We start from the raw sequence: 25,833 nt of genomic DNA on the forward strand, positions 1-25,833 counted from the left end.
GCGCCCCTGAGGCGGCGGCGAAGCCGCCTGCCTCAGGGGCGCGGGGAACTGCGCGAGAAGCCACGGATCACCCGCGGACGCCGACGAGCAGCCGGTGGCGGACGCTACTGCGCCGCCGACCGGGCCTTGAACGCGGCCTTGCGGGCCTCCTTCGCCACCTTCTTGTCGGGGTGGAGCCGCCCCATCGCCTCCAGCACGTCCGCCGTCGCCGGGTGGTCGACGCGCCATGCCGCGGTGAAGAACCCGCTGTGCTGTGCGGCCAGCCCTTCCACCAGCGCCTGCAGCTCGTCCGAGTTGCCCTCCAGCGAGAGCTGCGCGGCGATCGTGTCGACGGTCAGCCAGAAGACCAGGTCCTCCGACGGCGGCGGCACGTCCGCCGCACCGTGCTCGGCGAGCCAGACCCGGGCGAGCCCGCCCAGCTCCGCGTCGTCCAGCACCTCGCGCAGCGCGGGCTCCGCCTCGGCGCCGACCAGCGACAGGGCCTGCTGACAGCGCAGCCGCCGCAGCGGCGCCCCCTCGTCCGCGCCGCGCGCCGCGGCGAGCAACTCCCGCGCCGCACCGAGCGGTTCGCGCCGGGCGAGCCACTGCTCGATCTCGGCCTGCGCCGCCGCCTGCGGGAACGTGGACGTGCTGTCGAGGAGGGTGTCGGCCCCCTTGTCGGCGAGGTCACCGACGGCCGGCGCGTCGACCCCGGCCTCCAGCATCCGCGCCCTGACCCCGTACAGACCGAGCGGGGTGAGCCGCACCATGCCGTACCGGGAGACGTCGGACTCGTCGAAGGGTTCGGTGACCGGCTCGTCGTCGTCGACGTCCGCCATCAGCGCCTCGTCGACCGGCTGGAACTCCACGAGCCCGACCGGGTCGAGCAGCCGGAACTGGTCGTCGAGCCGCATCATCGCGTCGGAGACCTGCTCCAGGACGTCGTCGGTGGGCTCGCCCATGTCGTCGGGCACGATCATCGACGCGGCGAGCGCGGGCAGCGGCACCGGCCCGTCGCCCGCGCCGCCCTCGCTGACGGTCAGCAGGTACAGATTGCCGAGCACGCCCTCCAGGAACTCGGCCTCCGCCTCGGGGTCCCAGTCGAGCTGCGAGAAGTCGATCTCGCCGGAGCCGTTCTCGAGGTCCATGGCGTCGACGAGGTCGTCGAGGTCGGGCACGCTCGCGTCGGCGAGCACCGTGTCGAGCGCGCCGAGCCAGAGGCCGAGCACGTCCGCGGGCCCGCCGGAGGTGAGGGTGCCGAGCTCGTCGCCGACGGTGACGGTGCCCTCCTCCTCGTCCACCACCTCCACCAGTCCGGTGTCGACGGCGACGCGCCACGCCTCGCTCGCGTACGCGGCGCCCTCCTCGTCGTCGGTGAGACCGAGCTCGGCCGCGGCGGCGGGGAGCTGTTCGTCGACGAGTTCACCGCCCGCGCCGACCCGGGTGTCGGGCCCGGCCCAGCGGGCGAGCCGCACCGCGCGCGACAGGAGGGGGGTGGCAAGGGCGTCCCGCGCCAGCTCCGCTTCGGCGGGCAGCCGCACCGGCGGCAGGGGGGAGCTGTCTGACATCGGCTGGTTCTCCTCGGAGCCAAGACATGAGGCTTACGTTGCGACCGCTCAGCCTAGACGGATTTGACCCTTTGCTGCCCGGTTCATGTACCCGTCAGGCTTCGGACGCCCGGCAGACATCCGCGAAACCTTGACAACTCCCCTGCCCAGGAAAGAGATTGACGCGCGTAGAAACGTAGAGAACGTGAGGGCCGGACGGCGACACCCGCCCCGGTTCCGTCCCTCACCCCTCGTCCCGGCGCTCGCCACACGCACGTCCCCGGAGGGATCCCTTGCCGAGCAAGTCAGCGCAGTCCCCGTTCTCCCGCTCGCGGCTCGCCGCGATCGCCGTCGCCGTCGCCTGCGGCGCGTCCGGCGCCGTCGTCGCGACCGCCCCGGCCCACGCGGCCGCCGTCGCCGTCCACGACATCCAGGGCAACACCCGGACGTCCCCGCTCGCCGGCCGGCAGGTCACGGACGTGGCCGGCGTGGTGACCGGGGTCAGGACGTACGGCTCGTCCAAGGGCTTCTGGCTCCAGGACACCGCCCCGGACGCCGACCCGGCCACCAGCGAGGGCGTCTTCGTCTTCACGAGTTCCGCACCGACCGTACAGACGGGCGACGCCGTCACGGTCTCCGGCACGGTGTCGGAGTACGTGCCCGGCGGCGCCTCGTCCGGCAACCAGTCGCTCACCGAGATCACCAAGCCGACGGTCACGGTCGTCTCGTCGGGCAACGCGGTCCCGGTCACGACGATCGACGCGAAGTCGGTCCCGGCGGCCTACACCGGGGCGGGCGACCCGGCGGCGAACGGCTCGGTCAACGGCCTGCCGCTGCAACCGAAGAAGTACGCCCTGGACTACTACGAGTCGCTGGAGGGCCAGAACGTCCGGATCGGCTCGTCGCGCGTCGTGACCGCCTCCGACGCGTACGCGGAGCTGTGGGTCACGGTCAAGCCGCACGAGAACCGCACCAAGCGGGGCGGCACCCGGTACGCCTCGTACGACGCGCAGAACACCGGCCGGCTCCAGATCCAGTCGCTGGGCACGGTCGCCGACTTCCCGACGGCCGACGTCGGCGACGTCCTGTCGGGCACCACCGAGGGCCCGCTCGACTTCAACCAGTACGGCGGATACACGCTGGTGGCACGGGAGTTGGGCACGCTGGCCCCGGCCGGTCTGCAGCGGGAGACGACCCGGGCGCAGAAGTCCGGCGAGCTGGCGGTGGCGACGTACAACGTCGAGAACCTCGACCCGTCCGACGCCACGTTCGAGGAGCACGCGGCCGCGATAGTCGACCACCTGCGGTCGCCCGACATCGTGTCCCTGGAGGAGATCCAGGACAACAACGGCGCGAAGAACGACGGCACGGTCGCCGCCGACGCGACGATGAAGAAGCTGATCGACGCGATCGCCGCGGCCGGCGGCCCGGCGTACGACTGGCGCTCCATCGACCCGGTGGACAACCAGGACGGCGGCGAGCCGGGCGGCAACATCCGGCAGGTGTTCCTGTTCAACCCCGAGCGCGTGTCGTTCACCGACCGCGCGGGCGGCGACGCCACCACGCCGGTCGGCGTGACGAGCCGGAAGGGCCGGGCCGCGCTGACCGCGTCGCCCGGGCGGATCGACCCGGCGAACGACGCCTGGAAGAGCAGCCGCAAGCCGCTCGCGGGCGAGTTCACCTTCCGCGGGAAGACGGTCTTCGTGATCGCCAACCACTTCGCGTCGAAGGGCGGCGACCAGGCGCTGACCTCCCAGTACCAGCCGCCGACGCGCAGCTCGGAGACGCAGCGCCACGCGCAGGCGACGTCGGTGAACGCGTTCGTGAAGGACATCCTGAAGGTCCAGCGCAACGCCGCCGTGGTCACGCTCGGCGACATCAACGACTTCGAGTTCTCCGGCACGGCGCAGCGCCTGGAGGACGGCGGCGCACTGTGGTCGGCGATCAAGTCGCTGCCGAAGAGCGAGCGGTACACGTACGACTACCAGGGCAACAGCCAGGTGCTCGACCAGATCCTGATCAGCCCGTCGATCCGGGCGAAGGACGCGTTCGCGTACGACAGCGTGCACATCAACAGCGAGTTCCACGACCAGATCAGCGACCACGACCCGCAGGTGCTGCGCTTCCGTCCCTGACGCGGTGCCTCAGGCGAAGACCGAGTCCAGCCAGCCGCGCCACTCGGTCTCGTTCCGCTCGGCGTCGGCGTCCGGATCGAAGTCGTGGACGCTGATGCCGACGGGCGCGCCCCAGCGGCCCCGGCCGAAGATCCGGTAGAGGGCGTGGTCGGTGCGCAGCCCGATGAAGTGGTCGGTGCGGTAGTCGAGCACGGCGTCCAGGGCCGTCCCGCCGGGGCCCTGGACGCGCACCCGTGCGCCCTCGCCGGCGTCGCCGGGCAGCGCGAGCGCGCGGCCGACCGCGGTGAGGGCCTCGGGGCCCACGGACGCGGCGGGCCCGTCGAACGTGGTGAACGCGACCGGCCGGCCGGCGAAGAAGGTCACGTACTGGCGCAGGGTGTGCAGGTAGAAGTCGGTGTGCTTGTCGGCGCCGTCGTAGTACTCGTCCCAGTTGTCGGTGAAGATGCCGCTGTGGACGTAGCGCACCCAGGCGCGGCTGCCGCCGTCCCTGGGCTCGATCGTGTAGTCGAGCTGGTTCTTCGTCTGGAACGGGGGCAGGGCCGCCGGGTCCTCGGACAGGACGGTGAGCCGGTGCGGCGGGTCCCAGGTGGTGAGCACGGAGTTGAAGGGGCCGGCGCCGCCCTCCTTGGGCTCGTACTCCATGGGCCACTGCCAGCCGGCCGTGCCGTTGGTGACCGCGTCCCAGATCTGCTCGGGCCGGGCGTCGGCCTCGAACTCCCGGGCGACCTCGAACTCCTTGGCGCCGCTGTTCTCGCTCATGTCAGTCACTCCGTCAGTTCACGTGCCGTGGTGGGAAGTCGGGCGTCCGCGTCCGGGACGGGCTCCTTGAGCTCGGGATGCAGGGCGACCACCACCCGGTGGTCGCGGCCGCCCTCGGCGGCGCCGTCGTGGTACTTGAGGATCAGCGCCTCGACGCCCTGCGTCAGCTCCGTGACGAACGCGGCCCGGTCCGCGGCGGAGGCGAACCGCACCTCGCCGTCGAGCGCGAACGTGGCGAGCCGCTTGCGGGCCCGCGCGGCGCCGGTGAGCAGCGCGCCCACGTCCCGGACGAGACGGGCGGCGAGCGCGAGCAGCCAGCGCGCGGAGAGCTGGTCGCGGGCCCGGTCCGGGTCCGGCTGCACGGCGCCGAGCGCGCCGGGCGAGATCACGTACGAGGCCGCGGTGGCCCGCATCAGCCGCTCGGTGACATTGCCCTTGCGGCGCTCGCCCGCGAGCTCGACGAGCCCGTGCTTCTCCAGCGCCTTGAGGTGATAGTTCACCTTCTGCCGCGGCAGCCCGACCTTGGCGGCCAGCATCGCCGCGGACGCGGGCCCCTCGGTGAGCTCGGCGAGCAGCCGGGCCCTTGTCGGGTCGAGCGAGACCGCGGCGGCGGCCGGATCCTCGATGACGGTGACGTCCAACATGACTCCACCGTCCCACCGAAAACTTTTTTTGTCCAGGCGAGTGAAATCGTCGGTGGGCGCCGTGGCGTGCGCCCGGCCGACACCGGGGCGTGGGCCCGGCGGACACCGGGGCGTGCGCCCGGCCGACACCGCGGCCGGGCGCGTCAGCCAGGCGCGTCAGCCGGGCCAGACCCCGGTCAGCCGACGCACGCCCACCGCTCCGCCACGGTCCACCGCCGCCTTCACCACGGCGAAGACGGCTCCCTGCACGACGGCGGCCCCCAGCACCTCGCCCCAGCTCCGCCCCTCGTCCATCGCGTCCGGCGCGTCGTCCTCACCGGCCAGCGCCCGCCACGTCCGGTCGAAGGCGGCCCGGGCGAGGAGCCCGCCGGCCATCCCGAGGACCAGGCCGAGCGGCCGGTACGCGATCCTGACCGCGCGCCCCATCAGTGACGCCTCCCGTTCCACCGGCCGGCACCCCTGCTGATCCCCCTGCTGATCCCCCGGCTGTTCACCCGGCTGCTGACCCGGCCGTTCACCCGGTGCCTGGTCACCGCGACGGCGACCACGACCCCGGCGGCCGCCGCGAGGGCCGGACGCGGATGTCCGGTCGCGGCCCGTGCGACGGCCGACGTCGCATGGCGCACGGGCTCCGGCGTCCGGCCCCGCACCCGGTCCGCCACGCGCACGGCCGTGCCGCGGGCCCGGCTCCGCACGTCGGCCCGGGCCGCCAACTCCTCCACTGTCTCGGCGAGTTCCACCCTGCTGCGCGCGATGTCGCGGCGTATCGCGGCGGGCCCTTCGGCCCCGCTCGCCTTGTCGGTACGGCTCATCGGCGCGCCCTCTCCTTGATCTCCTCGGCATCGGCCTTGAGGCCGTCCATGGCCTCCGTGGGCAGTGGCGGCGCCGCGCGCCCCAGCTCCCGCCGCCCGGCCAGCGCGAGCACCGCCGCCACGGCGAACAGCACGCCCGCGACGATCAGCGCGCCCGCCCAGACGGGCAGGACCAGCGACAGCGCGGCGGTGCCGGCCGCGGCGAGCACCATGAACCCGACGTACGCGGTGGCCCCGGCGGCGCCGAGCAGCCCGCCGCCGCGTCCGGCCCGCCGCCCCTTCTCGCTCAACTCCCAGCGGGCGAGCGCCATTTCGTGTCGTACGAGCGTGGAGAGCTGTTCGGTCGCCCGCTCGACGAGTTCGCCGACGGAGCGTCGCTCCGCAGGCCGATCGGTGGTCCCGGTCACCGTGTCCCGCCTCCTTCCGTGCGTGGACACGCCGGGTACCCGGAGGCGGGCACACCATCCCTTCCCGCCCGGCCCGGTCCTGCCGGTCCTGCCGGAGCCGCTCAGCGCTCCCCGGGCTCGGGACCGGCGCCGCCCATCGCCTCGCCGAGCCGCGCCAACTGCCCCTGGAACCAGTCGAGCCGGGCCTGCAGCAGCGCCGCCTCCGCGACCAGCTCCGGCATGCCGGGCGCCGCACCGGTCAGCCGGGCGCCCGGGGCCGCCACCACCTGAAGGCCCTCCCCGGCGAGCCGCGCGAACGCGTCGAGGGTCCACCGGGCGCGCCCGCCCACGCATCCGGCGCACGCCGCCTCCAGGACGCGCCGCCCGTCCCGGCCCCAGCCCGCGTCGGCGAGCACACCGGCCGCGGCACCGCACGGGCACGGCGCCACGGTCATGGTGCGCACGCGCTGCCGCTGGTAGCGGAAGCCGTGCTCGAAGCGGATGTAGGCGCCGAGCACGGAGACCTGGAGCAGCACCGCCCTGCGGTACTGCTCGCTCACCAACAGGCCCTCGGCGACCGCGCGTTCGTGCACGCAGTGGAAGCCGCAGTCGCAGCGCCGGTGCGGGGCGCGGTGCCGCCGCCCGTAGACGCAGCGCGCCTCGTCGAGCACCCGGTAGGGCGCGGCGGCACCGAGCGAGACGCCCAGGAAACCGGCGCGCCCACCGTCCGCGTCGATCACGGGGTGGGCGATCTTGTGACCGGTGGGCGGCTCCTCCGGGCGTTCCTCCGGGAGCCGGGGCCTCATCGGGCGGCCGGGACCTCGACGGGTTCCGGTGTCGCCTCGACGACGTCGTCGATGGACAACTCCCGCTCGGGCGCGGTCACTTCGGGCTGCGCGGTGTCCCGAGGAGCCTCTTCGGCGATCCCGGTGGCGAGTGCTTTGCCGAGCCTCATGGTGCCTCCCCTGAACGGCCTTCGGCGGCCCGGTCCCCGGCCACCGGCCTCTCATGGTGACGCACCCCGGACGATTTGGCACCAGTGCCCGCCGCGTCGTGCAGGAGGAGCGCGTACTGGTCGGCCACCACGGCCTCCGCGACGGCGACCGCCCGCTCCCCCGCCAGACGTATCCCGGCCTGCGAGTACGGCGGCGGCGACGGACGCCGCTGCCGCCACAGGGCGGCAGCGGCCGCATAGATCCCACTCGCGCACATCAGCACGGGCATGGCCAGGGCCATCACCACGTCTTGCACCTCGAACACCTCTGAACCGGCCGAGCAACACGTTCTGTGCAGTTCATCGGATTGCGGACGAGTGACCTGAAGACCCCCTCTCGGCCAAAAGTCACCGAGAACGACCGAAAGGTGCTCCCCGTCACCCGTAACCTTCAGGAGTGCTCCGCTCCACCTCGTAGAAGATTTAAGTGGAGCTTCACCGTCGGGCGGCCGAGACTAACCCCATGAACGAGACCCGCCCCGCCCCCTTCGGCCGCGCGCTGTGCGCGATGGTCACGCCCTTCACCGACACCGGCGCGCTCGACCTGGACGCCGCGCAGCGGCTGGCCGAGCGGCTCGTCTCGCAGGGCTGCGAGGGGCTCGTGCTGTCCGGCACGACCGGCGAGTCCCCGACCACGTCCGACGACGAGAAGACGGATCTGGTGCGGGCGGTGCGCGCGGCCGTCGGCGACCGGACCCCGGTCGTCGCGGGCATCGGCACCGCCGACACCCGGCACACCGTCGAGCTCGCCCGCCGGGCCCAACAGGCGGGTGCGGACGGCCTGTTGGCGGTCACCCCCTACTACAGCCGCCCGCCGCAGGACGCCGTCGAGGCGCACTTCCTGGATCTCGCCGACGCCACGGAGCTGCCGGTGATGCTCTACGACATCCCGGGCCGCACCGGCACCCGGATCGAACCGGAGACGATGATCCGGCTCGCCGGGCACCCCCGGATCGTGGCGGTGAAGGACTGCGCGTACGACCTGCTCGGTACGCAGAGGGTCATGGCGGCCACCGACCTCGCGTACTACACGGGCTGCGACGAGTACGTGCTGGCGCTGTACGCGCTCGGCGGCGCCGGGTACGTCTCGACGGTGGCGAACGTGGCGCCCGCCGCCTTCCGCGCCGTCGTCGACGCCTACGACGCGGGCGACACGGCGGAGGCCGCCCGGCGCCAGCGGCTGACCGTGCCGCTCACCGAGCTGATGATGAACGCGGGGCTGCCGGGGACGGTCACGGTCAAGGCGCTGCTCGGCGGCCCGGTCCGCCCGCCGCTGCGGCCCGCCGGCCGGGCGGCGGCCGACGGACTGCGGGCGGCGTACGAGGAGCTGCTCAGCGCGTCGTGAACTCGGGGCTCCAGCGGCCCGGATAGTCGGCCGACGCCTTGCGGAAGTCGCTGAGCTGGACGACCTTGTCGCTGCCGATCGTCACCAGCAGCAGCTGGTTGCGGAACTCCCCCTTGCCACCGCACTTCTCGGGGTCGCAGCCCCAGGCGATGAGCCGCTTGTCGTCGGCCCAGGCGAGCAGCTGCTGGGCGGGCAGCTTGTCGACGAGCTTGCCGGTCCTGGCGTCGTTCACGGCGACGGCGATCGTCTTGCCACTGCCCGCGAAGTCCCCGGCGACGTGCTTGCCGTCGGGCGAGAGCCCCGCCTGGACGAACCACTGGGCGAACCGCTCGTTGGCCGGCACGGCCGCCTTGCGTCCCTGGAGGTCGAAGTACTGCTCCGGCACGCCGCCCGTCATGACCCCGGCGTGCACCAGGGTGCCGGTGGAGTCGAACGCGAAGTCCTGGCGGGCGTTGGTGTCCTCGTTCTCGGTGACCTCGTGCCAGTCGCTGCGCCCGGACTTCACGTCGACGACGGCGAAGCCGGTCCTGGACGACTCGAAGTCGGCGCCCGGCATGGTCTTGCCGTCGCCGTAGTCGACCTTGTTCCTCTTGTAGAGGGCGTCCGGGTCCTTCGCGTAGGTCGTGGCGACGAGCTTGCTGCCGTCCGGCGAGTACGCGAGCCCGGCGACCCCCTCCTCCACCGGGATCCAGCGCGTCACCTTGTTCGTGGCGAGGTCGAGCAGACCGATCCGCTCGGCCGGCACCTTCTTCTCCAGGACGGCCGCCGTGCGCAGCCCCGGTGCGACGGTGAGCCAGGACCAGTCGGTGGTCCTGCGGTACCTCTTGGTCGTGGGATCGAGGACGCCGTACGTCCGCACCCGCTGCCCGTCGCCGTTCTTGAAGACGACCTCCTTGGACGTGGAGAACGACGCGAGTGCCGTCCGGCCGGCCGCGATGACGTCCCTGGGCGGCGACTGGCGGGGGTGGGCGATGACGTCCGCCGAGCCGGTCACGCCCGCGGGCCGCACGTCCTCGCCGCCGCCGATCTGCGGCACCACCAGCGCCCCGGCGACCACCGCGGCGGCCGCGACCGCAGCGCCGACGACCGTGCGCCCGCGCCGCTTCCTGCGGACCGAGAGGACCCGGTCGGCGAAGTCCGCGGGTGCGGGTCCCACGCCGTCCGCCTGCTCGCGCAGCGCATCCTTGAGCATGTCGTCGACGTTCACGGGCGCACCTCCACAGGGGCGTGGTCGCGGGACGGGGGCTGCTCGGCGTCGGCCCGGCCGAGCGAGGCCAGTTCGGGTGCCAGGCCGCGGAGCCTGACGAGGGAGCGCTGCGTCGTGGAGCGCACGGTGCCGACCGAGATGCCGAGGACCCGGGCGACGTCGCCCTCGGGCAGGTCCTCGAAGTAGCGCAGCACGAGCACGGTGCGCTGGCGCGGGGTGAGCCGGGCCAGCGCGGCGCGCATGACGACCCGCAGCTCGGCGGCGGAGGTCCCGCCGTCCCCTGCGGCGCCGTCCGGCACCTCCCCGTAACTCACCTCGCGGCGCGGCCACTTGAGCCGCCATCTGCTGACCTGCTGGCGGTACAGGACCTGACGCACGTACGCCTCGGGGTCCTCCACCCTGCTCCACCGTCCGGCGACCTTGATCAGCGCGTTCTGCAGCAGGTCCTCCCCGGCGTGCCGGTCGCCGCCGCTGAGCAGGACCGCCGTCTTCAGCAGCGCCGACGACCGGTTCGCCACGAACTCCCGGAAACCTTCCGCACTCTCACCGCGCTGTTCCCGTACGGCATCCATCGTCACCTTCACTTTCCCCACCCTCGTGATGCTCTCTGTCTGTGGTGACGCGTCCGGACCGCCCTCGCTATGCCACCCCCGGGAAGTTTCTTCGCGCGCGACGCACGACGGCCCGCGCCGGGATCCCGGCGCGGGCCGCTGTGCAGACCTGTGAGGGTCAGTTGTGGCTGTGCAGCACCTCGTTCAGGCCGCCCCACACCGCGTTGTTCGGGCGGGCCTCGACCGTGCCGGTCACCGAGTTGCGGCGGAAGAGGATGTTCGAGGCGCCGGAGAGGTCACGGGCCTTGACGATCTCGCCGTCGGGCATGGTCACGCGCGTGCCGGCGGTGACGTACAGGCCCGCCTCGACGACGCACTCGTCGCCGAGCGCGATGCCGACGCCCGCCTCGGCGCCGACCAGGCAGCGCTCGCCGATGACGATGCGGACGTTGCCGCCACCGGACAGGGTGCCCATGGTGGAGGCGCCGCCGCCGATGTCCGAGCCGTCGCCGACGACGACGCCCGCGGAGATGCGGCCCTCGACCATCGACGTGCCGAGCGTGCCCGCGTTGAAGTTCACGAAGCCCTCGTGCATGACCGTGGTGCCCTCGGCGAGGTGCGCGCCGAGGCGGACGCGGTCGGCGTCGGCGATGCGCACGCCCTTGGGGGCGACGTAGTCGGTCATGCGCGGGAACTTGTCGATCGACGTGACCTGGAGGTGCAGGCCCTCGGCGCGGGCGTTCAGCCGGACCGTCTCGACGGCGTCGACGGCGACCGGGCCGAGCGAGGTCCAGGCGACGTTGGCGAGCAGCCCGAACAGGCCGTCCAGGTTCTGGCCGTGCGGCTTGACCAGGCGGTGGCTGAGCAGGTGCAGCCGCAGGTACGCGTCGTGCGCGTCGAGCGGCTTGTCGTCGAGGGAGGCGATGACCGTGCGGACCGCCACGATCTCCACGCCGCGCCGGGCGTCGGGGCCGATCGCCTTGGCGGCACCGGCGCCGAGCAGCTCGACGGCCTTCTCGGCGGAGAGCTTCTCGGTACCGGCCGGGCCGGGCTCGTCCTGGAGGACGGGGGCGGGGAACCAGGTGTCGAGAACGGTGCCGTCGGTGGTGACGGTGGCGAGGCCGGCGGCGACGGCGCCGGTGGAGCGAGTAGCAGTGTCGGTCATGGGGCCAACCTAATCGGCGGGCCCCCGTGGAGGCGAACCGGCGGGGAGCCCGTCTCAGCACCCGGGCTCCCTTCGCTCGCCCCTTCTCCCTCGCCCTCTTCCCCTCAGCGGTTCAGGGGCGCTGCCCCTTCTTGTCGACGACGGCGGCGGTGAGCCGCGCGTCCTGCAGCCAGATGTCGCCCGCCTTCCACGGCCGGTCGGGGGTGTCGTCGGCGCCGGGGTAGTCCTGCACGTAGTCCCGCAGCACGATCCAGCGCGATCCGGCGTACGCGTAGGTGCGCGGGTCGATGAGGATCTCGTCGCGCATCCGCGCCTCGGGCCCGGCCCGCAGGCCGATGGCGATGGCCTCGCGGCCCGCGACGTCCCGTACGACGTGGTCGGTGATCTCCACGCCCGGGACCGTGGCCAGCGCCCGGTAGACCTTGGCGAGCCCGTCGGGCGGCATCGGATAGCTCTCCATGAGCACGCGCAGGGCCCCGAAGTCCTGCGCGGCCCGCGACTCGTGGCTCTTCTGGCCACTCGGGTAGAACGTCCGGACCTTCTTCAGGACGCCCGCCGGATCGTCGGGCAGCGCCTTCAGGAAGCGGTACCGCTCGCGCGGCGAGTGGTCGTCGCCCTCCCGGCCGTTCTCGAAGCGCGGGTCGGCGTACTTCTTCCACTCGTTGTGGGTCTTCGGCTCCCCGGGTCCGTCGCCGTCGTCCGGCCAGACCCCGGAGTCACCGTTCACGACCCGCTCGTACATCCACTGCGTGGATCCCGGCTCCGGCACCGCGGGCCCCTGCTCGACGGTGTCGGCGATCCGGCCGAGCACCTCGGCCGGATCGCCGAGGACGAGCCGGCTCGCGGCGGGCATCGGCGGTCCTGCCGTGCCGTCGCCGCCGACACCCGTCACCACCATGGTGATCGCCGTGATCGCCGCGACCGCGCCGGCCGCCGCCGCCGCGGTGAACCGCCAGTCGGACCGGAACCCGCGGGCCCGGGCGCGTCCGCGCAGCGCCTGCTCCAGGCGGTCCCTGCCCGGGGCGAGCCGGGCCCGGTCGGCGACGGGCGCGTCGTCGCGGAACTCCCGCACCTCGTTCATCTCGTCCACGCTCACGGCCGGACCACCTCCGCCACATCCACGTCGGTCATGAACGCCGGGTCGGCCCCCAGCGCGGCCCGCACCTTGCGGCGGGCCCGGTTCAGCCGGGACCTGACGGTCCCGACGGGTATGCCGAGCGCCTCGGCGACGTCCTGGTACGTGAGGTCGGCCCAGGCCACGAGCAGCAGGACGTGCCGGTCGGCGGCGGACAGCGCGGCGAGCGCGTCGGCGAGGGGTCCCTGGGCGGCGATCCGGTTCTCGGTGTCCTCGACCCAGGTGGCGGCGACGGGGTCGTGCCCGGTGCGCGCGAGGGCGCGCAGGGCCCGTACCTCGGTGCGCCGCTGCTTGCCGATCAGATGGGCCGCGATCCCGTACAGCCAGGGCCGGGCGCTGGCCCGCGCCGTGTCGTACCTTCCCCGCACCCGGAACGCCGTCAGGAACGTGTCGGCGGTGATGTCGTCCGCGGCGTGCTCGCCGAGCCGCCGGGCCGCGTAGCGGTGGATGTCGGCGGCGTACCGGTCGTAGAGGCGGGCGAAGACCTCGGGCTGTTCCAGGGAGTGCGCGATGACGCGGCCGTCACTGCCGTCGGGATCGTGCGGTGGTGGTCCGCTCACAGGTCCTCCGTACGCGGGGCGGGGTCGAGCATGTCACCCTCTGTTCCCCACAGCCCGTACAAAGGTTCACGGTCCCGGGCGGCGCGTCAGGGAATGAGCCGCGCCAGCATCTCCCGCGCGTAGTCCGCGTCGTACTCCCCGCCGGTCAGCAGCACCTGCAGCGAGATCCCGTCCATCAGCGCGACCAGGGCGCGGGCCGTGACGGGGTCGGTGCGGTCCTCGATGGCGTCGGCCAGTTCCCGGCACCACTCGGCGGCGACGGGGCGCAGCGCGGGCCGGCGCAGCGCGGCCAGGTACAGCTCGTATTCAAGCTCCACGCCGACCCGGTCGCCGGCCAGCCATTCGCCGAGGAGTCCGGCCAGTTCGCCGGCCAGGTCGACGGCCGGGTCCTGGAAGGCGCCGCGCGCGGCGACGACCTTGGCGAACCCCTCGTTGGCCTGGCGCAGCGCGGCGACCATCAGCTCGTCGAGCGTCTTGAAGTGGTACGTCGTCGAGCCGAGCGGCACGTCGGCCTCGGCCGCGGCGGTGCGGTGGCTGAGGCCTCCGATGCCCTTCGAGCCGACGACGCGGATGGCGGCGTCGATGATCCGCTGGCGCCGCTCGGGGTCGTAGCGCCGCGCCATCAGTGGGCCCCTCCCAGGTTCAGGAGCACGACCCCGCCGATGACGAGGACGATGCCCGCGACCTTGGCCGCGGTCAGCCCCTCACCGAGGAAGACCATGCCGATCGCGGCGATGACGGCGGTGCCGACACCGGCCCATATCGCGTACGCGGTACCGATCTGCACGGTCTTCAGCGTCTGTGCGAGCAGTGCGAACGCGATCACGTATCCGGTGACCGTGACCAGCGAGGGCCAGAGCCTGCTGAACCCCTCGCTGTACTTCATGGCCGTGGTGGCGGCCACTTCGGCGGCGATGGCGCCGGCCAGCAGAACGTATCCCATGTGTACGAGTGTACGCATCGTTGCGTACACCCGTACACAGGATCGCTCGGCCGTGTCGCCGCGGACCGTGCTACGAGACCGTGAACCAGGTCGCCCGGGACTTCTTCCACTCGTCGTGGGTCAGGTCCTTGGCCTCGGTGCCGTCGCCGTACAGGTCGGCGGCGCCGTCGTCGGTGATCAGCTGCGCGCGCTGTCCGGCCACGGACAGGTCGGGCACGGAGACGACCGACTCCCAGCCGCCCGGGTCGGTGGTCGGCAGGTCGGCGACCTTCGTCGGGGCGGTGCCGGCGACGCCGTCCCAGCGGTACAGGGCGTACGGGTCGGAGTTGTCGTCGGCGGCCCAGCTGCCGGCCACGATCAGGTACTGGTTCGCGGCGTTCTTGCGGATGTCGCGGACGGCGAGGCCGCCGAGGTCCAGCTCGATGGGCGTGCCGAAGACGGGCGTCGAGCCGCTCGCGACGACCTTGTCCATGTTGGTGACGGGCACGATCAGCGCCTTGCCGCCGTTCTTCGGCGGCACGAGCGGGGCGCGGAAGCCGACGTAGGCGGTGGTGGTCGAGCCGGGCGCGAACTCCAGGCCCTCGACGTTGAACCCGTCGATCTGCTTGGGCACTTCGCCGGAGGCGGTGCCCGCGGCGAAGCCGTACCGGTTGCCGTTCGCCTTGTCCCACGACACGAGCTGGTCGCGCAGCTTCTTGTAGGAGTGCGCGTAGGTCAGCTGGGTGGACGCGCCGCTGCCGCTGACCGTGGTGGTGAAGACGGTGTTCCGGTCGGCCTTGTACTCGCCGTCCTTGTTGTTGCCGAGCGAGCCGGTCCAGTAGATGAGGTCGCCGACGCGGGTGCCGCCCTCGATGTCGATCTCCTTGTCGGCGCCGACCTTTGAGGACATGTCCCAGGTCTTCACGGGGGCGCCGGAGGCCGAACCGTCGTACAGGCGCAGCACGTTGGACTCGTCGTCCGCGACGACGACGTAGCCGCCGCCCACGTCGACCGCGGCGGACGCGTCGCTGGAACCGGTGAAGTACCGGGTGCCGGACGGGTTCTGCACGGACTGGGAGGCCGCGTAGTGCAGTTTGGTGGTGGCCGTGGAGCCGCCGCTGCCCGTGACCTTCAGCGTCAGGTCGGTGTAGCCCTGGCCGCGCGCGGCGACGGACACGGTGCGGATCGCGCCGGTCCCGCCGACGGTGACGTCGCCGGTCTGCGCGACGGACGTCTTGCTGCTGGCGGACGCCGTCACCGTGAGGGCGGAGGCGTCGGTCCCGCTCTGCGCGACGCTCACGGTGACCGTCGGGTCGCCGACGCCGCCGACGGCGCCGCTGAGGTAGGCGGCGGAGAGCGTGATGGTCGGCGTGGCCGAACCGGCCGCGCCCGCCGGGAAGTTGCCACTGACGGCGGCCAGCGTGAGCAGACCGCCCGCTGCGGCGGCGAGCGCCGCGCGGCGCAGGCGCGGAGTGGAGTGCGGCACCGAGGTTCCCTTCGTCGACGTGATGTCGACGGAAGGTTCCGCTCCGCACCCCAACGCCGCGTGTCGATCACCGGTACGGCGGCCGAACGCCGCACGGCCGAAACGCCGATCGGCCCCGGCGGGAGTCCCACCGGGGCCGATCGGTCGTACGCAGTCGGACACTCAGACGTTGAAGCCCAGCGCCCGCAGCTGCTCGCGCCCGTCGTCCGTGATCTTGTCCGGGCCCCACGGCGGCATCCAGACCCAGTTGATCCGCAGCTCGTTGACGATGCCGTCGGTGGCGGACTTCGCCTGGTCCTCGATGACGTCGGTCAGCGGGCAGGCCGCGGACGTCAGCGTCATGTCGATCGTCGCGATGTTCGCGTCGTCGATGTGGATGCCGTAGATCAGGCCCAGGTTGACCACGTCGATGCCCAGCTCGGGGTCGACGACGTCGTACAGCGCCTCGCGGACCTCCTCCTCGGAGGCCGGCTTCATCTCCACTGCCGTGTTGTCACTCATGCGGTCTTCGCCTCCTCCGCGAAAGCCTGCGCCGTCGCGTCCTTCCACGCCATCCAGCTCAGGAGGGCGCACTTCACTCGCGCCGGGTACTTGGAGACCCCGGCGAACGCGACGGCGTCCTCCAGGAGCTCCTCCATCGAGTCGTCCGGCTCGATCTGTCCCTTGGACTGCATCAGCTCCAGGAAGGTCTCCTGGATCTTCTGCGCGTCGGCCAGTTCCTTGCCGACCAGCAGGTCGTTCAGGACGGAGGCCGAGGCCTGGCTGATCGAGCAGCCCTGGCCCTCGTACGAGACATCGGCGATGGTCTCGCCGTCGTACTTGACGCGCAGCGTGATCTCGTCGCCGCACGTCGGGTTGACGTGGTGCACCTCGGCGTCGCCATCCCGGAGACCGCGCCCGTGCGGGTGCTTGTAGTGGTCCAGGATGACTTCCTGGTACATCGAATCCAGCTTCACGTTCCCAGCCAGCCCCTCAGCCGAAGAAGTTCCGTACGTGCTCCAGGCCGTCGACCAGAGCGTCGATCTCGCCGGGCGTGGAGTACAGATAGAACGACGCTCGCGTGGTCGCAGGAATTCCGTACCGCAGGCAGACCGGCCGCGCGCAGTGGTGACCGACCCGGACCGCGATGCCCTGCTCGTCGAGGACCTGGCCCACGTCGTGCGGGTGGATGTCGCCGAGCGTGAAGGAGATCGCGGCGCCCCGCTCCTCGGCCGTGGTCGGGCCGATGATCTTCAGGTCCGGGACTTCCTGCAGCCGCTTCACGGCGTACTCGGTGAGCGCCTGCTCGTGCCGCAGGACGTTGTCCATGCCGATCGAGTTCAGGTAGTCGATCGCCGCCCCGAGGCCGATGGCCTGCGAGATCGGCGGCGTGCCCGCCTCGAACTTGTGCGGCGCCGGCGCGTACGTCGACGAGTGCATGGAGACGGTCTCGATCATCTCGCCGCCGCCCAGGAACGGCGGCAGGTCCTCCAGGAGCTCCTGCCGTCCCCAGAGCACGCCGATGCCGGTCGGGCCGCACATCTTGTGGCCGGTGAAGGCCACGAAGTCGGCCTGCAGCGCCTGCACGTCCAGCGGCATGTGCGGGGCGGCCTGCGAGGCGTCGATGAGGACGAGGGCGCCCACCTCCTGGGCGCGGCGCACGATGGCCTCGACCGGGTTGTGGGTGCCGAGGATGTTCGACACGAGGACGAACGAGACGATCTTCGTCTTCTCGGTGATGACCTCGTTGATGTTGCTCAGGTCGAGCCGGCCGTCGTCCGTCAGGCCGAACCACTTCAGCTTCGCGCCGGTGCGCTGCGAGAGCAGCTGCCACGGAACGATGTTGGAGTGGTGCTCCATCTCCGTGATGACGATCTCGGTCTCGTGATCGACCTTGTACGGCTCGTCGGCCCAGCCCAGCATGTTGGCGACGAGGTTGAGCGACTCCGAGGCGTTCTTCGTGAAGATGACCTCGTCGCGGCTCGGCGCGTTGATGAACGCGGCGACCTTGTCGCGCGCGCCCTCGTACAGCGCCGTGGCCTCCTCGGCGAGCACGTGCACGCCGCGGTGGACGTTGGCGTTGTGCTGCTCGTAGTACTCCGTCAGGACGTCGAGGACCTGGCGCGGCGTCTGGCTGGTCGCCGCGTTGTCCAGGTACACGAGCTTCTTGCCGTCGTGGAGCACCCGGTCGAGGATCGGGAAGTCCTTGCGGATCGCCTCGGTGTCGAGGAGGCCCGGCAGCTGTGTCACGCGGATGCGCCACCCTTCACGTACTTGTCGTAGCCCTCGGCCTCGAGCTGGTCGGCGAGCTCGGCGCCGCCGGACTCGACGATCTTGCCGCCCGCGAAGACGTGGACGTGGTCGGGCTTGATGTAGCGCAGGATGCGCGTGTAGTGGGTCACCAGGAGGGTGCCGACCTCGCCGTTCTCACGGACGCGGTTGATGCCCTCGGAGACGATGCGCAGCGCGTCGACGTCCAGGCCGGAGTCGGTCTCGTCGAGGATCGCGATCTTCGGCTTGAGGAGCTCCAGCTGGAGGATCTCGTGGCGCTTCTTCTCACCGCCGGAGAAGCCCTCGTTCACGTTGCGCTCGGCGAAGGACGGGTCCATGGAGAGCTTCTCCATGGCCTCCTTGACCTCCTTCACCCAGGTGCGCAGCTTGGGGGCCTCGCCGCGCACGGCCGTGGCCGAGGTGCGCAGGAAGTTGGAGACGGAGACGCCGGGGACCTCGACCGGGTACTGCATGGCGAGGAAGAGGCCGGCGCGGGCGCGCTCGTCGACGGACATCTCCAGGACGTCCTCGCCGTCGAGCGTGACGGTGCCGGAGGTGATCGTGTACTTCGGGTGACCCGCGAGGGAGTAGGCGAGGGTCGACTTGCCGGAGCCGTTCGGGCCCATGATGGCGTGCGTCTCGCCCTGCTTCACGGTGAGGTCGACGCCCTTGAGGATCTCCTTCGTGGCGTTGTCGGCCTCGACGGTGACGTGCAGGTCCTTGATTTCAAGCGTTGCCATGGGTGCCTCAGGACTCCTGGGTGAGGGAGACGAGCACGTCGTCTCCTTCGATCTTTACGGGGTATACGGGGACGGGGCGCGTCGCGGGGAGGCCGGACGGCTTCCCGGTGCGCAGGTCGAACGCGGAGCCGTGCAGCCAGCACTCGATCTGGCAGTCCTCCACCTCGCCCTCGGAGAGCGACACGTTCGCGTGCGAGCAGATGTCGTTGATCGCGAACACCTCGCCCTCCGTCTGCACGATGGACACGGGCGTGCCGTCGAGCTCGACCCGCTTCGGGGTGTCGCTCTCCAGCTCGCTCAGCCCACAGGCGCGTACGAAGGCCATCAGACGGTGGCCTCCAGCTCGGCCTCGATCTTCTCGAGGAGGCGCGCCTCGATGTCGTCGACGCCGATCTGCTGGACCAGCTCGGCGAAGAAGCCGCGCACGACGAGACGGCGGGCCTCGTCGGCGGGGATGCCGCGGGCCATCAGGTAGAAGAGCTGCTCGTCGTCGAAGCGGCCGGTCGCGGAGGCGTGACCGGCGCCGACGATCTCGCCGGTCTCGATCTCCAGGTTCGGCACGGAGTCGACGCGGGCGCCGTCGGTCAGAACCAGGTTCCGGTTCATCTCGTACGTGTCCGTGCCCTCGGCGGCGGCCTCGATGAGGACGTCACCGATCCACACGGCGTGCGCCTCCTCGCCCTGCAGCGCGCCCTTGTACACGACGTTCGACTTGCAGTGCGGGGTGTTGTGGTCGACCAGGAGGCGGTGCTCCTGGTGCTGGCCGGCGTCGGTGAAGTAGAGGCCGAACAGCTCGGCCTCGCCGCCGGTGGCCGCGTACTGGACGCGCGGGTGCAGCCGGACGACGTCACCGCCGAAGGTGACGACGACCGACTTGAAGGAGGCGTCGCGGCCGACGAGCGCGTTGTGCTGCGCGACGTGCACGGCCTTGTCGTCCCAGTCCTGGACGGAGACGACGGTGAGCTTCGCGCCGTCGCCGAGCAGGTAGTCGACGTTGGCGGCGAGCACCGCGTCACCGGTGTGGTCGATGACGACGACGGCCTCGGCGAAGGCGCCCAGCTCGACGACCTGGTGGGCGAAGGCGGTGCCGCCCTCGCCGTGCACGGCGATCCGGATCGGCTCGGTGAGCACCGTCTCCTTGGGGACGGTGATCACGCCGGCCTTCTCGAACGCCGAGTACGCCTGCGCGGCGACCCGGTCGACGGGCTTGCCGGCCTTGCCGATGCGGGCGTCGTCCCGGCCGACGGTCTCGACGGTGACGCCGGCCGGCGCCTCCACGTCGACCTTGACGCCGGTGCCGGTGGCGACGGCGGTGCCGTCGTGCAGGCCGCGCAGCCGCTCCAGCGGCGTGAACCGCCACTCCTCCTCACGGCCGTGCGGGACCGGGAAGTCCTGCACGTCGAAGGACGGGGGCGCGCTCATGCGCGTGGCGACGGTCGACTCTGCGGCCACCGCGATGGTTCCGGCGGTGGTCGAACCGGCCGGGATGTTCTGAGCCTCAGCCATGGCTGTCGTAGCGCTCGCTTTCTTACGTAAGTGGGCTGATGGAGACGTCAGTCGACCGGGGTCAGCCGACCGACCCTTCCATCTGCAGCTCGATCAGCCGGTTGAGCTCGAGGGCGTACTCCATGGGGAGCTCCTTGGCGATCGGCTCCACGAAGCCGCGCACGATCATCGCCATGGCCTCGAACTCGCTCAGTCCGCGGCTCATCAGGTAGAAGAGCTGGTCCTCGGAGACCTTGGAGACGGTCGCCTCGTGACCCATGGAGACGTCGTCCTCGCGGACGTCGACGTACGGGTACGTGTCGGAGCGGGAGATCGTGTCGACGAGCAGCGCGTCGCACAGCACGTTCGACTTCGATCCGGCGGCGCCCTCGCCGATCTCGACGAGACCGCGGTAGGAGGTGCGGCCACCGCCGCGCGCCACGGACTTCGAGACGATGTTGGACGACGTGTTCGGCGCCATGTGGACCATCTTGGAGCCGGCGTCCTGGTGCTGGCCCTCGCCCGCGAAGGCGATGGAGAGCGTCTCGCCCTTGGCGTGCTCGCCCATCAGGTAGACGGCCGGGTACTTCATGGTGACCTTGGAACCGATGTTGCCGTCGATCCACTCCATGGTCGCGCCCTCGTACGCCACGGCGCGCTTGGTGACCAGGTTGTAGACGTTGTTCGACCAGTTCTGGATCGTCGTGTAGCGGCAGCGGGCGCCCTTCTTCACGATGATCTCGACGACGGCGGAGTGCAGCGAGTCCGACTTGTAGATCGGCGCGGTGCAGCCCTCGACGTAGTGGACGTAGGCGTCCTCGTCGACGATGATCAGCGTCCGCTCGAACTGGCCCATGTTCTCCGTGTTGATGCGGAAGTAGGCCTGGAGCGGGATCTCGACGTGCACGCCCTTCGGCACGTAGATGAAGGAGCCGCCCGACCACACCGCGGAGTTCAGCGACGCGAACTTGTTGTCGCCGACCGGGATGACCGTGCCGAAGTACTCCTTGAAGAGCTCCGGGTGCTCCTTGAGGGCGGTGTCGGTGTCGAGGAAGATGACGCCCTGCTCCTCCAGGTCCTCACGGATCTGGTGGTAGACGACCTCGGACTCGTACTGGGCCGCGACACCGGCGACGAGGCGCTGCTTCTCCGCCTCGGGGATGCCGAGCTTGTCGTACGTGTTCTTGATGTCCTCGGGCAGGTCCTCCCAGGACTCCGCCTGCTTCTCCGTGGAGCGCACGAAGTACTTGATGTTGTCGAAGTCGATGCCGGAGAGGTCGGAGCCCCAGTTCGGCATGGGCTTCTTCTCGAAGAGCTTCAGGCCCTTGAGACGGAGCTTGGTCATCCACTCCGGCTCGTTCTTCTTGGCGGAGATGTCCCGGACGACGTCCTCGTTGATGCCGCGCTTGGCAGAGGCACCGGCCGTGTCGGAGTCAGCCCAGCCGTATTCGTACTTGCCCAGGCCTTCGAGCTCGGGGTGGGCAGTCTCCTCGATGGGGAGAGTCATGCGGGGTTCCTCCCGGCGGTGCTTGCAGATGCGTTTTCAGTGGTCTTGGGGATGAACGTCGTGCAGACGCCGTCGCCATGGGCGATCGTGGCCAGCCGCTGGACGTGGGTGCCGAGGATCTGGGAGAACATCTCCGTCTCGGCCTCGCAGAGCTGTGGGTACTGCTCGGCGACGTGGGCGACTGGACAGTGGTGCTGGCAGAGCTGCTCGCCTCTTTGCGGGAGGGGCGCGCTACGCGCCGTAGCAGCGTACCCGTCCGCGCTCAGGGCCTTCGCCAGGGCCTGGGCCCGCTCCTCCGGGGCCACCGCCTCGATCGCCGCCTTGTAGGGGGCGGCCTGGGCGGCGATCCGGTCGCGGGCGAAGGCGACGACCGCGTCGTCTCCCCCGGCGTGCTCCTTGATCCAGCGGAGCGCCTCGGCGGCGAGCTTGTCGTAGGACTGGTCGAAGGCGTCGCGACCGCAATCGGTCAGGGCGAACACCTTGGCGGGCCGGCCGCGCGTGCGCGCTCCGTAGACCCGCTGCTCGCGGGGCTCCACGACGTCGTCGGCGACCAGGGCGTCGAGGTGGCGGCGGACGGCGGCGTGGGTGAGGCCGAGGCGTCCCGCGAGATCGGCGACCGTGGACGGGCCGTGGTCCAGGATGGAACGCGCGACCCGGTTGCGCGTCGAACGCTCACCGGTCGCGAGCTCTTCCTGAGGGGCCCCCGTGGGTGCCTCCTGAGCCTCGCCGACGTTTTTCACAACGCCATTGTTGCGTAATTCCTCAGACCCTGACAAGCGGGCTGGTGATCGCCCTCGGTGCCGTGCGTCACTTAGGCAGACCTAAGTAGACACCGCGCGTGACCTGCGGAAACGATCTTTGATCGATCAGAACACCGAGGTCGTCCGGATGCCGCCCACGGGAATTCCGTGGCGCCCCGACCCCCTCCGCAAGGACACTCCTTCCATGTCCACACCCCCTCCGACCGGCCCACTCGTCACCCGCGCCGCCCTCGCCACCGACCTGCGCGCGCTCGGCGTCGAACCGGGCGAGACCCTGCTCGTGCACTCCTCGCTCAGCAGCCTCGGCTGGGTCAACGGCGGACCGGTCGCCGTCGTCCAGGCCCTGCTCGACGCACTGGGTCCCGCGGGCACGCTGGTGGTGCCCGCGCAGTCCGGCGATCTCAGCGATCCGTCGCTGTGGGGCGCGCCGCCGGTGCCGGCCGACTGGTGGGAGCCGATCCGGGCGACGATGCCGGTCTACGACCCGGCGCTCACGCCCACCCGGGGCGTCGGCGTGATCCCGGAGACCGTGCGCACCTGGCCGGGCGCCCTGCGCAGCGCCCACCCGCAGACGTCCTTCGCCGCGCTCGGCCCCGGCGCGGCGGCCGTGACGGACGGGCACGCGCCCGACTGCCGGCTGGGTGAGCGCAGCCCGCTGGCCCGACTGGAGGAACGCGGCGCGCGAGTGCTGCTCCTGGGCGCCGGGTACGACACGTGCACGGCCTTCCACCTGGCCGAGTACCGCATCCCGCACCGCCTGGAGGACGCGGGCCGGCCCGGTCCCGCGGGCTGGGAGCACGTCACGGAGGTGACCATCTCCGCCGACCGCTTCGACGAACTCGGCGCCGCCTTCGAACAGGACACCCCGGTCGTCCGTGGCCGGGTCGGCGCCGCAGAAGCCCGGCTGTTCCCCCTGCCCGGCGCGGTGGCCTACGCCCAGAAGTGGCTGCCGGCCAACCGACGACCGGTCTAGGGACTGTCACCGGCCCCGAAGTCCGCCCAGAGGCCCGCCCCAGAGGTCCCAGATCGGGCCGCTGGGCACCCGGATCGAGTTGAGCAGAACCCACGGCGTCCATCGGCTGCAGCCCGGGCGCCGTCGAGCGGTCGGTGCGGCACATCCGTCGGTACCGCACATCCGTCGGTGACGCGCACCCGTCGGTGTCGCCGAGCCGTCGGTGGGCGCGGTGCCGTCGGTGGACGCGGTGCCATCGGTGGGCGCGGTGCCATCGGTGTGGCCGAGCCGTCGGTGTGGCCGAGCCGTCGGTGGACGCGGTGTCATCGGCGGGCGCGGTGCCGTCGGTGTCGCCGAGCCGTCGGTGGACGCGGTGCCATCGGTGGACGCGGTGCCGTCGGTGACGCCGCGCCGTCGGTGGACGCGGTGCCATCGGTGGACGCGGTGCCGTCGGTGACGCCGCGCCGTCGGTGGACGCGGTGCCATCGGTGTGGCCGAGCCGTCAGTGGGCGCGGTGTCATCCGCGGGCGCGGTGCCGTCGGTGGACGCAGCGCCCGTCTGCCGGGCGGGGCATTCAGTTCGAGCGGGAGGCAGCGTCACGGGGCATCGAGACACCGGGACACCGCAGCACCGAGACACCGCAGCACCGGGACATCCCGCCCGCTGGCCGCAAAGCACCTCGACCCCCGACCGAGGGGGTCCGCCCCGCCCTCCGGCGCGGCCCCGCACGTCCTTAGACTTGCCCACCATGGAAAGCGAGCCCGTCCTCCACCTCACCGGTCTGGTGAAGCGGTACGGAAACAAGACCGCGGTCGACGGTCTCGACCTCACTGCAGCCCCCGGCATCACGGCCGTCCTCGGCCCCAACGGCGCGGGCAAGACCACCACCATCGAGACCTGCGAGGGCTACCGCAGGCCGGACGCCGGCACCGTCCGCGTCCTCGGCCTCGACCCGGTGAAGCAGGCCTCCGCACTGCGCCCCCGCATCGGCGTGATGCTGCAGTCCGGCGGCGTCTACTCCGGCGCCCGCGCCGACGAGATGCTCCGCCACATCTCCAAGCTCCACGCCCACCCGCTCGACGTGAACGCCCTCATCGAGCGCCTGGGCCTCGGCAGTTGCGGCCGCACCACCTACCGGCGGCTGTCCGGCGGCCAGCAGCAGCGCCTCGCCCTCGCGATGGCCGTGGTCGGCCGCCCCGAACTGGTCTTCCTGGACGAGCCGACCGCGGGCCTCGACCCGCAGGCCCGCCGCGCCACCTGGGACCTGGTCCGCGATCTGCGGTCGGACGGCGTCTCGGTCATCCTCACCACGCACCACATGGACGAGGCCGAGCAGCTCTCCGACGACGTGGCGATCGTGGACGCGGGCAAGGTCATCGCGCAGGGCTCCCCCGAGCAGCTGTGCCGCGGCGGCGCCGAGAACACGCTCCGCTTCACGGGCCGCCCCGGCCTCGACGTCGCCTCCCTCCTCAAGGCCCTGCCCGCCGACTCCGCGGCCGCCGAACTCACCCCCGGCTCCTACCGCGTCGCCGGCAAGATCGACCCCCAGCTCCTGGCCACGGTCACCTCCTGGTGCGCCCAGCACGGGGTGATGCCGGACAAGATCTCCGTCGAACGGCACACGCTCGAAGACGTCTTCCTGGAACTGACCGGACGGGAGCTGCGCGGATGAGCGCCGGCACGTACACGCCGAACCCGGGAGCCGCACCGCTCCCCCGCATGATCGCCACGCAGGCGGCGCTCGAGACGAAGATGCTGCTGCGCAACGGCGAACAGCTGCTGCTCACGGTCGTCATCCCCACCCTTCTGCTCGTCCTGTTCTCGTCGGTCGACATCGTCGACACGGGCTCCGGCAAGGCCGTGGACTTCCTGACGCCGGGCATCCTCGCGCTCGCGGTGATGTCCACGGCGTTCACCGGGCAGGCCATCGCGACCGGCTTCGAGCGCCGCTACGGCGTCCTCAAGCGGCTCGGCGCCTCCCCGCTGCCGCGCTGGGGCCTGATGGCGGCCAAGACGCTGTCGGTCCTGGTCACCGAGATCCTCCAGATCGTCCTCCTGACGGTCATCGCGTTCGCACTGGGCTGGTCCCCGCACGGGAACCCCTTCGCCGTCCTCCTTCTCCTGATCCTCGGCACGGCCGCCTTCTCCGGGCTCGGCCTGCTGATGGCCGGCACGCTCAAGGCGGAGGCCACGCTCGCCGCGGCCAACCTGGTCTTCCTGCTGCTGCTCGTCGGCGGCGGGGTCATCGTGCCGCTCGACAAGTTCCCCGACGCCGCCCAGTCGGTGCTCGGTCTGCTGCCCATCTCGGCCCTCTCCGACGGTCTTCGCGACGTGCTCCAGCACGGGGCGTCGATGCCGTGGGGCGACCTCGGGATCCTCGCCGTGTGGGCGGTCGTGGGACTCGGCGCGGCAGGGCGCTTCTTCCGCTGGGAGTGAGGCGAGCGGCGGGCGTGACGCACGTGGTAAGTCCAACGCCCGTCCCGCGAAAGTCCATGGTCGTGACCCGGCGCG

At 71.7% G+C, this 25,833-nt stretch carries 30 protein-coding genes; 5 read left to right on the plus strand and 25 right to left on the minus strand.

Going from position 1 to position 25,833, the window contains the following annotated elements:
• Nucleotides 1-104 precede the first annotated feature (104 nt).
• Nucleotides 105-1,547 carry a hypothetical protein gene (locus tag RBJ77_RS24560; protein WP_372347018.1) on the minus strand — a complete coding sequence of 481 codons (1,443 nt, stop codon included), beginning with the start codon at nucleotides 1,545-1,547 and terminating at the stop codon, nucleotides 105-107.
• 272 nt (nucleotides 1,548-1,819) lie between these two features.
• Here RBJ77_RS24560 and RBJ77_RS24565 point away from each other — a divergent pair, with 272 nt between their 5' ends.
• Nucleotides 1,820-3,661: an endonuclease/exonuclease/phosphatase family protein gene (locus RBJ77_RS24565; RefSeq protein WP_372347019.1), complete on the plus strand. Its 1,842-nt coding sequence runs from the start codon at nucleotides 1,820-1,822 to the stop codon at nucleotides 3,659-3,661.
• A 9-nt stretch (nucleotides 3,662-3,670) separates the two neighbouring features.
• On the opposite strand, the gene RBJ77_RS24570 is transcribed toward RBJ77_RS24565, so the two are convergent.
• The 8 genes from RBJ77_RS24570 to RBJ77_RS24605 all read right to left on the minus strand — a co-directional run bounded on the left by RBJ77_RS24570 (nucleotide 3,671) and on the right by RBJ77_RS24605 (nucleotide 7,522).
• The gene (locus RBJ77_RS24570) at nucleotides 3,671-4,420 is read right to left on the minus strand and encodes an SRPBCC domain-containing protein (RefSeq protein WP_372347020.1); all 750 of its coding nucleotides are present in this window, start codon (nucleotides 4,418-4,420) and stop codon (nucleotides 3,671-3,673) included.
• A 5-nt stretch (nucleotides 4,421-4,425) separates the two neighbouring features.
• The gene (locus RBJ77_RS24575; RefSeq protein ID WP_372347021.1) at nucleotides 4,426-5,064 is read right to left on the minus strand and encodes an ArsR/SmtB family transcription factor; all 639 of its coding nucleotides are present in this window, start codon (nucleotides 5,062-5,064) and stop codon (nucleotides 4,426-4,428) included.
• Nucleotides 5,065-5,220: 156 nt separating this feature from the next.
• On the minus strand, nucleotides 5,221-5,490 hold the full coding sequence (locus tag RBJ77_RS24580) for a DUF4235 domain-containing protein (RefSeq protein ID WP_255969494.1): 270 nt from the start codon (nucleotides 5,488-5,490) through the stop codon (nucleotides 5,221-5,223).
• Nucleotides 5,490-5,876: a DUF3618 domain-containing protein gene (locus RBJ77_RS24585; RefSeq protein ID WP_372347022.1), complete on the minus strand. Its 387-nt coding sequence runs from the start codon at nucleotides 5,874-5,876 to the stop codon at nucleotides 5,490-5,492. Before RBJ77_RS24585 ends, RBJ77_RS24580 begins: the two co-directional genes overlap by 1 nt.
• Complete coding sequence (locus RBJ77_RS24590; RefSeq protein ID WP_372347023.1) at nucleotides 5,873-6,283, minus strand: phage holin family protein; 411 nt, start codon at nucleotides 6,281-6,283, stop codon at nucleotides 5,873-5,875. The genes RBJ77_RS24585 and RBJ77_RS24590 overlap by 4 nt, the downstream gene beginning before the upstream one ends.
• 101 nt (nucleotides 6,284-6,384) lie before the next feature.
• The gene (locus RBJ77_RS24595; RefSeq protein WP_372347024.1) at nucleotides 6,385-7,068 is read right to left on the minus strand and encodes a hypothetical protein; all 684 of its coding nucleotides are present in this window, start codon (nucleotides 7,066-7,068) and stop codon (nucleotides 6,385-6,387) included.
• A complete protein-coding gene (locus RBJ77_RS24600; protein ID WP_372347025.1) occupies nucleotides 7,065-7,217 on the minus strand; it encodes a hypothetical protein in 153 nt (50 codons plus the stop codon). The genes RBJ77_RS24595 and RBJ77_RS24600 overlap by 4 nt, the downstream gene beginning before the upstream one ends.
• On the minus strand, nucleotides 7,214-7,522 hold the full coding sequence (locus tag RBJ77_RS24605) for a hypothetical protein (RefSeq protein WP_372347026.1): 309 nt from the start codon (nucleotides 7,520-7,522) through the stop codon (nucleotides 7,214-7,216). Before RBJ77_RS24605 ends, RBJ77_RS24600 begins: the two co-directional genes overlap by 4 nt.
• 197 nt (nucleotides 7,523-7,719) lie before the next feature.
• On the opposite strand from RBJ77_RS24605, the gene dapA reads away from it, so the two are divergent.
• Entirely contained in the window at nucleotides 7,720-8,601 is an 882-nt protein-coding gene (dapA, locus tag RBJ77_RS24610; RefSeq protein WP_372347027.1) for a 4-hydroxy-tetrahydrodipicolinate synthase, read from the plus strand.
• Here dapA and RBJ77_RS24615 read toward each other — a convergent pair.
• From RBJ77_RS24615 to RBJ77_RS24690, 16 genes are all read right to left on the minus strand, one after another.
• Nucleotides 8,588-9,808: a WD40 repeat domain-containing protein gene (locus tag RBJ77_RS24615; RefSeq protein WP_372347028.1), complete on the minus strand. Its 1,221-nt coding sequence runs from the start codon at nucleotides 9,806-9,808 to the stop codon at nucleotides 8,588-8,590. The two genes, dapA and RBJ77_RS24615, sit on opposite strands and share 14 nt — an antisense overlap.
• Nucleotides 9,805-10,380: a SigE family RNA polymerase sigma factor gene (locus tag RBJ77_RS24620; protein ID WP_372347104.1), complete on the minus strand. Its 576-nt coding sequence runs from the start codon at nucleotides 10,378-10,380 to the stop codon at nucleotides 9,805-9,807. Before RBJ77_RS24620 ends, RBJ77_RS24615 begins: the two co-directional genes overlap by 4 nt.
• A gap of 157 nt (nucleotides 10,381-10,537) precedes the next feature.
• Nucleotides 10,538-11,524: a 2,3,4,5-tetrahydropyridine-2,6-dicarboxylate N-succinyltransferase gene (gene dapD / locus RBJ77_RS24625; protein WP_255969519.1), complete on the minus strand. Its 987-nt coding sequence runs from the start codon at nucleotides 11,522-11,524 to the stop codon at nucleotides 10,538-10,540.
• A gap of 112 nt (nucleotides 11,525-11,636) precedes the next feature.
• The gene (locus RBJ77_RS24630) at nucleotides 11,637-12,620 is read right to left on the minus strand and encodes a CU044_5270 family protein (protein WP_372347029.1); all 984 of its coding nucleotides are present in this window, start codon (nucleotides 12,618-12,620) and stop codon (nucleotides 11,637-11,639) included.
• A complete protein-coding gene (locus tag RBJ77_RS24635) occupies nucleotides 12,617-13,219 on the minus strand; it encodes an RNA polymerase sigma factor (RefSeq protein ID WP_372347030.1) in 603 nt (200 codons plus the stop codon). The genes RBJ77_RS24630 and RBJ77_RS24635 overlap by 4 nt, the downstream gene beginning before the upstream one ends.
• A gap of 86 nt (nucleotides 13,220-13,305) precedes the next feature.
• Nucleotides 13,306-13,842, minus strand: coding sequence for a TetR/AcrR family transcriptional regulator (locus RBJ77_RS24640; RefSeq protein WP_255969528.1), 537 nt, complete (start codon nucleotides 13,840-13,842; stop codon nucleotides 13,306-13,308).
• Complete coding sequence (locus RBJ77_RS24645) at nucleotides 13,842-14,162, minus strand: multidrug efflux SMR transporter (RefSeq protein ID WP_372347031.1); 321 nt, start codon at nucleotides 14,160-14,162, stop codon at nucleotides 13,842-13,844. The genes RBJ77_RS24640 and RBJ77_RS24645 overlap by 1 nt, the downstream gene beginning before the upstream one ends.
• 70 nt (nucleotides 14,163-14,232) lie before the next feature.
• Nucleotides 14,233-15,627, minus strand: coding sequence for a DUF3616 domain-containing protein (locus tag RBJ77_RS24650; protein ID WP_372347032.1), 1,395 nt, complete (start codon nucleotides 15,625-15,627; stop codon nucleotides 14,233-14,235).
• A 162-nt stretch (nucleotides 15,628-15,789) separates the two neighbouring features.
• Entirely contained in the window at nucleotides 15,790-16,128 is a 339-nt protein-coding gene (locus tag RBJ77_RS24655; protein WP_255969537.1) for a metal-sulfur cluster assembly factor, read from the minus strand.
• Nucleotides 16,125-16,583, minus strand: a complete 459-nt coding sequence (gene sufU / locus RBJ77_RS24660) for a Fe-S cluster assembly sulfur transfer protein SufU (RefSeq protein WP_255969540.1) — start codon at nucleotides 16,581-16,583, stop codon at nucleotides 16,125-16,127. Before sufU ends, RBJ77_RS24655 begins: the two co-directional genes overlap by 4 nt.
• 16 nt (nucleotides 16,584-16,599) lie before the next feature.
• Nucleotides 16,600-17,856 carry a cysteine desulfurase gene (locus RBJ77_RS24665; RefSeq protein WP_372347033.1) on the minus strand — a complete coding sequence of 419 codons (1,257 nt, stop codon included), beginning with the start codon at nucleotides 17,854-17,856 and terminating at the stop codon, nucleotides 16,600-16,602.
• Nucleotides 17,853-18,617, minus strand: coding sequence for a Fe-S cluster assembly ATPase SufC (sufC, locus tag RBJ77_RS24670; RefSeq protein ID WP_372347034.1), 765 nt, complete (start codon nucleotides 18,615-18,617; stop codon nucleotides 17,853-17,855). Before sufC ends, RBJ77_RS24665 begins: the two co-directional genes overlap by 4 nt.
• Nucleotides 18,618-18,624: 7 nt before the next feature.
• Nucleotides 18,625-18,942, minus strand: a complete 318-nt coding sequence (locus tag RBJ77_RS24675; protein ID WP_255969549.1) for a non-heme iron oxygenase ferredoxin subunit — start codon at nucleotides 18,940-18,942, stop codon at nucleotides 18,625-18,627.
• Entirely contained in the window at nucleotides 18,942-20,123 is a 1,182-nt protein-coding gene (sufD, locus tag RBJ77_RS24680; protein ID WP_255969552.1) for a Fe-S cluster assembly protein SufD, read from the minus strand. Before sufD ends, RBJ77_RS24675 begins: the two co-directional genes overlap by 1 nt.
• Nucleotides 20,124-20,184: 61 nt before the next feature.
• Complete coding sequence (gene sufB / locus RBJ77_RS24685; protein ID WP_255969555.1) at nucleotides 20,185-21,609, minus strand: Fe-S cluster assembly protein SufB; 1,425 nt, start codon at nucleotides 21,607-21,609, stop codon at nucleotides 20,185-20,187.
• Nucleotides 21,606-22,349 carry a helix-turn-helix transcriptional regulator gene (locus tag RBJ77_RS24690; RefSeq protein ID WP_372347035.1) on the minus strand — a complete coding sequence of 248 codons (744 nt, stop codon included), beginning with the start codon at nucleotides 22,347-22,349 and terminating at the stop codon, nucleotides 21,606-21,608. Before RBJ77_RS24690 ends, sufB begins: the two co-directional genes overlap by 4 nt.
• A 205-nt stretch (nucleotides 22,350-22,554) precedes the next feature.
• Here RBJ77_RS24690 and RBJ77_RS24695 point away from each other — a divergent pair, with 205 nt between their 5' ends.
• The 3 genes from RBJ77_RS24695 (at nucleotide 22,555) to RBJ77_RS24705 (ending at nucleotide 25,758) form a co-directional block, all read left to right on the plus strand.
• The gene (locus tag RBJ77_RS24695; RefSeq protein ID WP_372347036.1) at nucleotides 22,555-23,343 is read left to right on the plus strand and encodes an aminoglycoside N(3)-acetyltransferase; all 789 of its coding nucleotides are present in this window, start codon (nucleotides 22,555-22,557) and stop codon (nucleotides 23,341-23,343) included.
• Nucleotides 23,344-24,070: 727 nt separating this feature from the next.
• Nucleotides 24,071-24,994: an ABC transporter ATP-binding protein gene (locus RBJ77_RS24700; protein ID WP_372347037.1), complete on the plus strand. Its 924-nt coding sequence runs from the start codon at nucleotides 24,071-24,073 to the stop codon at nucleotides 24,992-24,994.
• Nucleotides 24,991-25,758: an ABC transporter permease gene (locus tag RBJ77_RS24705; protein WP_372347038.1), complete on the plus strand. Its 768-nt coding sequence runs from the start codon at nucleotides 24,991-24,993 to the stop codon at nucleotides 25,756-25,758. The genes RBJ77_RS24700 and RBJ77_RS24705 overlap by 4 nt, the downstream gene beginning before the upstream one ends.
• Nucleotides 25,759-25,833: the final 75 nt, after the last annotated feature.

The sequence above is a fragment of the Streptomyces sp. KL116D genome (assembly GCF_030766975.1).
GTDB classification, from domain to species: Bacteria; Actinomycetota; Actinomycetes; order Streptomycetales; family Streptomycetaceae; genus Streptomyces; species Streptomyces longispororuber_A.

Coding starts and splice junctions, on each gene's coding strand:
- sufD (WP_255969552.1), bottom strand. CDS start 20,123: ATGGCTGAGGCTCAGAACATCCCGGCCGGTTCGACCACCGCCGGAACC.
- RBJ77_RS24575 (WP_372347021.1), bottom strand. CDS start 5,064: ATGTTGGACGTCACCGTCATCGAGGATCCGGCCGCCGCCGCGGTCTCG.
- RBJ77_RS24705 (WP_372347038.1), top strand. CDS start 24,991: ATGAGCGCCGGCACGTACACGCCGAACCCGGGAGCCGCACCGCTCCCC.
- RBJ77_RS24570 (WP_372347020.1), bottom strand. CDS start 4,420: ATGAGCGAGAACAGCGGCGCCAAGGAGTTCGAGGTCGCCCGGGAGTTC.
- RBJ77_RS24600 (WP_372347025.1), bottom strand. CDS start 7,217: ATGAGGCTCGGCAAAGCACTCGCCACCGGGATCGCCGAAGAGGCTCCT.
- RBJ77_RS24585 (WP_372347022.1), bottom strand. CDS start 5,876: ATGAGCCGTACCGACAAGGCGAGCGGGGCCGAAGGGCCCGCCGCGATA.
- RBJ77_RS24580 (WP_255969494.1), bottom strand. CDS start 5,490: ATGGGGCGCGCGGTCAGGATCGCGTACCGGCCGCTCGGCCTGGTCCTC.
- RBJ77_RS24620 (WP_372347104.1), bottom strand. CDS start 10,380: ATGGATGCCGTACGGGAACAGCGCGGTGAGAGTGCGGAAGGTTTCCGG.
- RBJ77_RS24640 (WP_255969528.1), bottom strand. CDS start 13,842: ATGGCGCGGCGCTACGACCCCGAGCGGCGCCAGCGGATCATCGACGCC.
- RBJ77_RS24560 (WP_372347018.1), bottom strand. CDS start 1,547: ATGTCAGACAGCTCCCCCCTGCCGCCGGTGCGGCTGCCCGCCGAAGCG.
- RBJ77_RS24675 (WP_255969549.1), bottom strand. CDS start 18,942: ATGGCCTTCGTACGCGCCTGTGGGCTGAGCGAGCTGGAGAGCGACACC.
- RBJ77_RS24645 (WP_372347031.1), bottom strand. CDS start 14,162: ATGGGATACGTTCTGCTGGCCGGCGCCATCGCCGCCGAAGTGGCCGCC.
- sufB (WP_255969555.1), bottom strand. CDS start 21,609: ATGACTCTCCCCATCGAGGAGACTGCCCACCCCGAGCTCGAAGGCCTG.
- dapD (WP_255969519.1), bottom strand. CDS start 11,524: ATGACCGACACTGCTACTCGCTCCACCGGCGCCGTCGCCGCCGGCCTC.
- RBJ77_RS24595 (WP_372347024.1), bottom strand. CDS start 7,068: ATGAGGCCCCGGCTCCCGGAGGAACGCCCGGAGGAGCCGCCCACCGGT.
- sufC (WP_372347034.1), bottom strand. CDS start 18,617: ATGGCAACGCTTGAAATCAAGGACCTGCACGTCACCGTCGAGGCCGAC.
- dapA (WP_372347027.1), top strand. CDS start 7,720: ATGAACGAGACCCGCCCCGCCCCCTTCGGCCGCGCGCTGTGCGCGATG.
- RBJ77_RS24655 (WP_255969537.1), bottom strand. CDS start 16,128: ATGAGTGACAACACGGCAGTGGAGATGAAGCCGGCCTCCGAGGAGGAG.
- RBJ77_RS24695 (WP_372347036.1), top strand. CDS start 22,555: ATGTCCACACCCCCTCCGACCGGCCCACTCGTCACCCGCGCCGCCCTC.
- RBJ77_RS24700 (WP_372347037.1), top strand. CDS start 24,071: ATGGAAAGCGAGCCCGTCCTCCACCTCACCGGTCTGGTGAAGCGGTAC.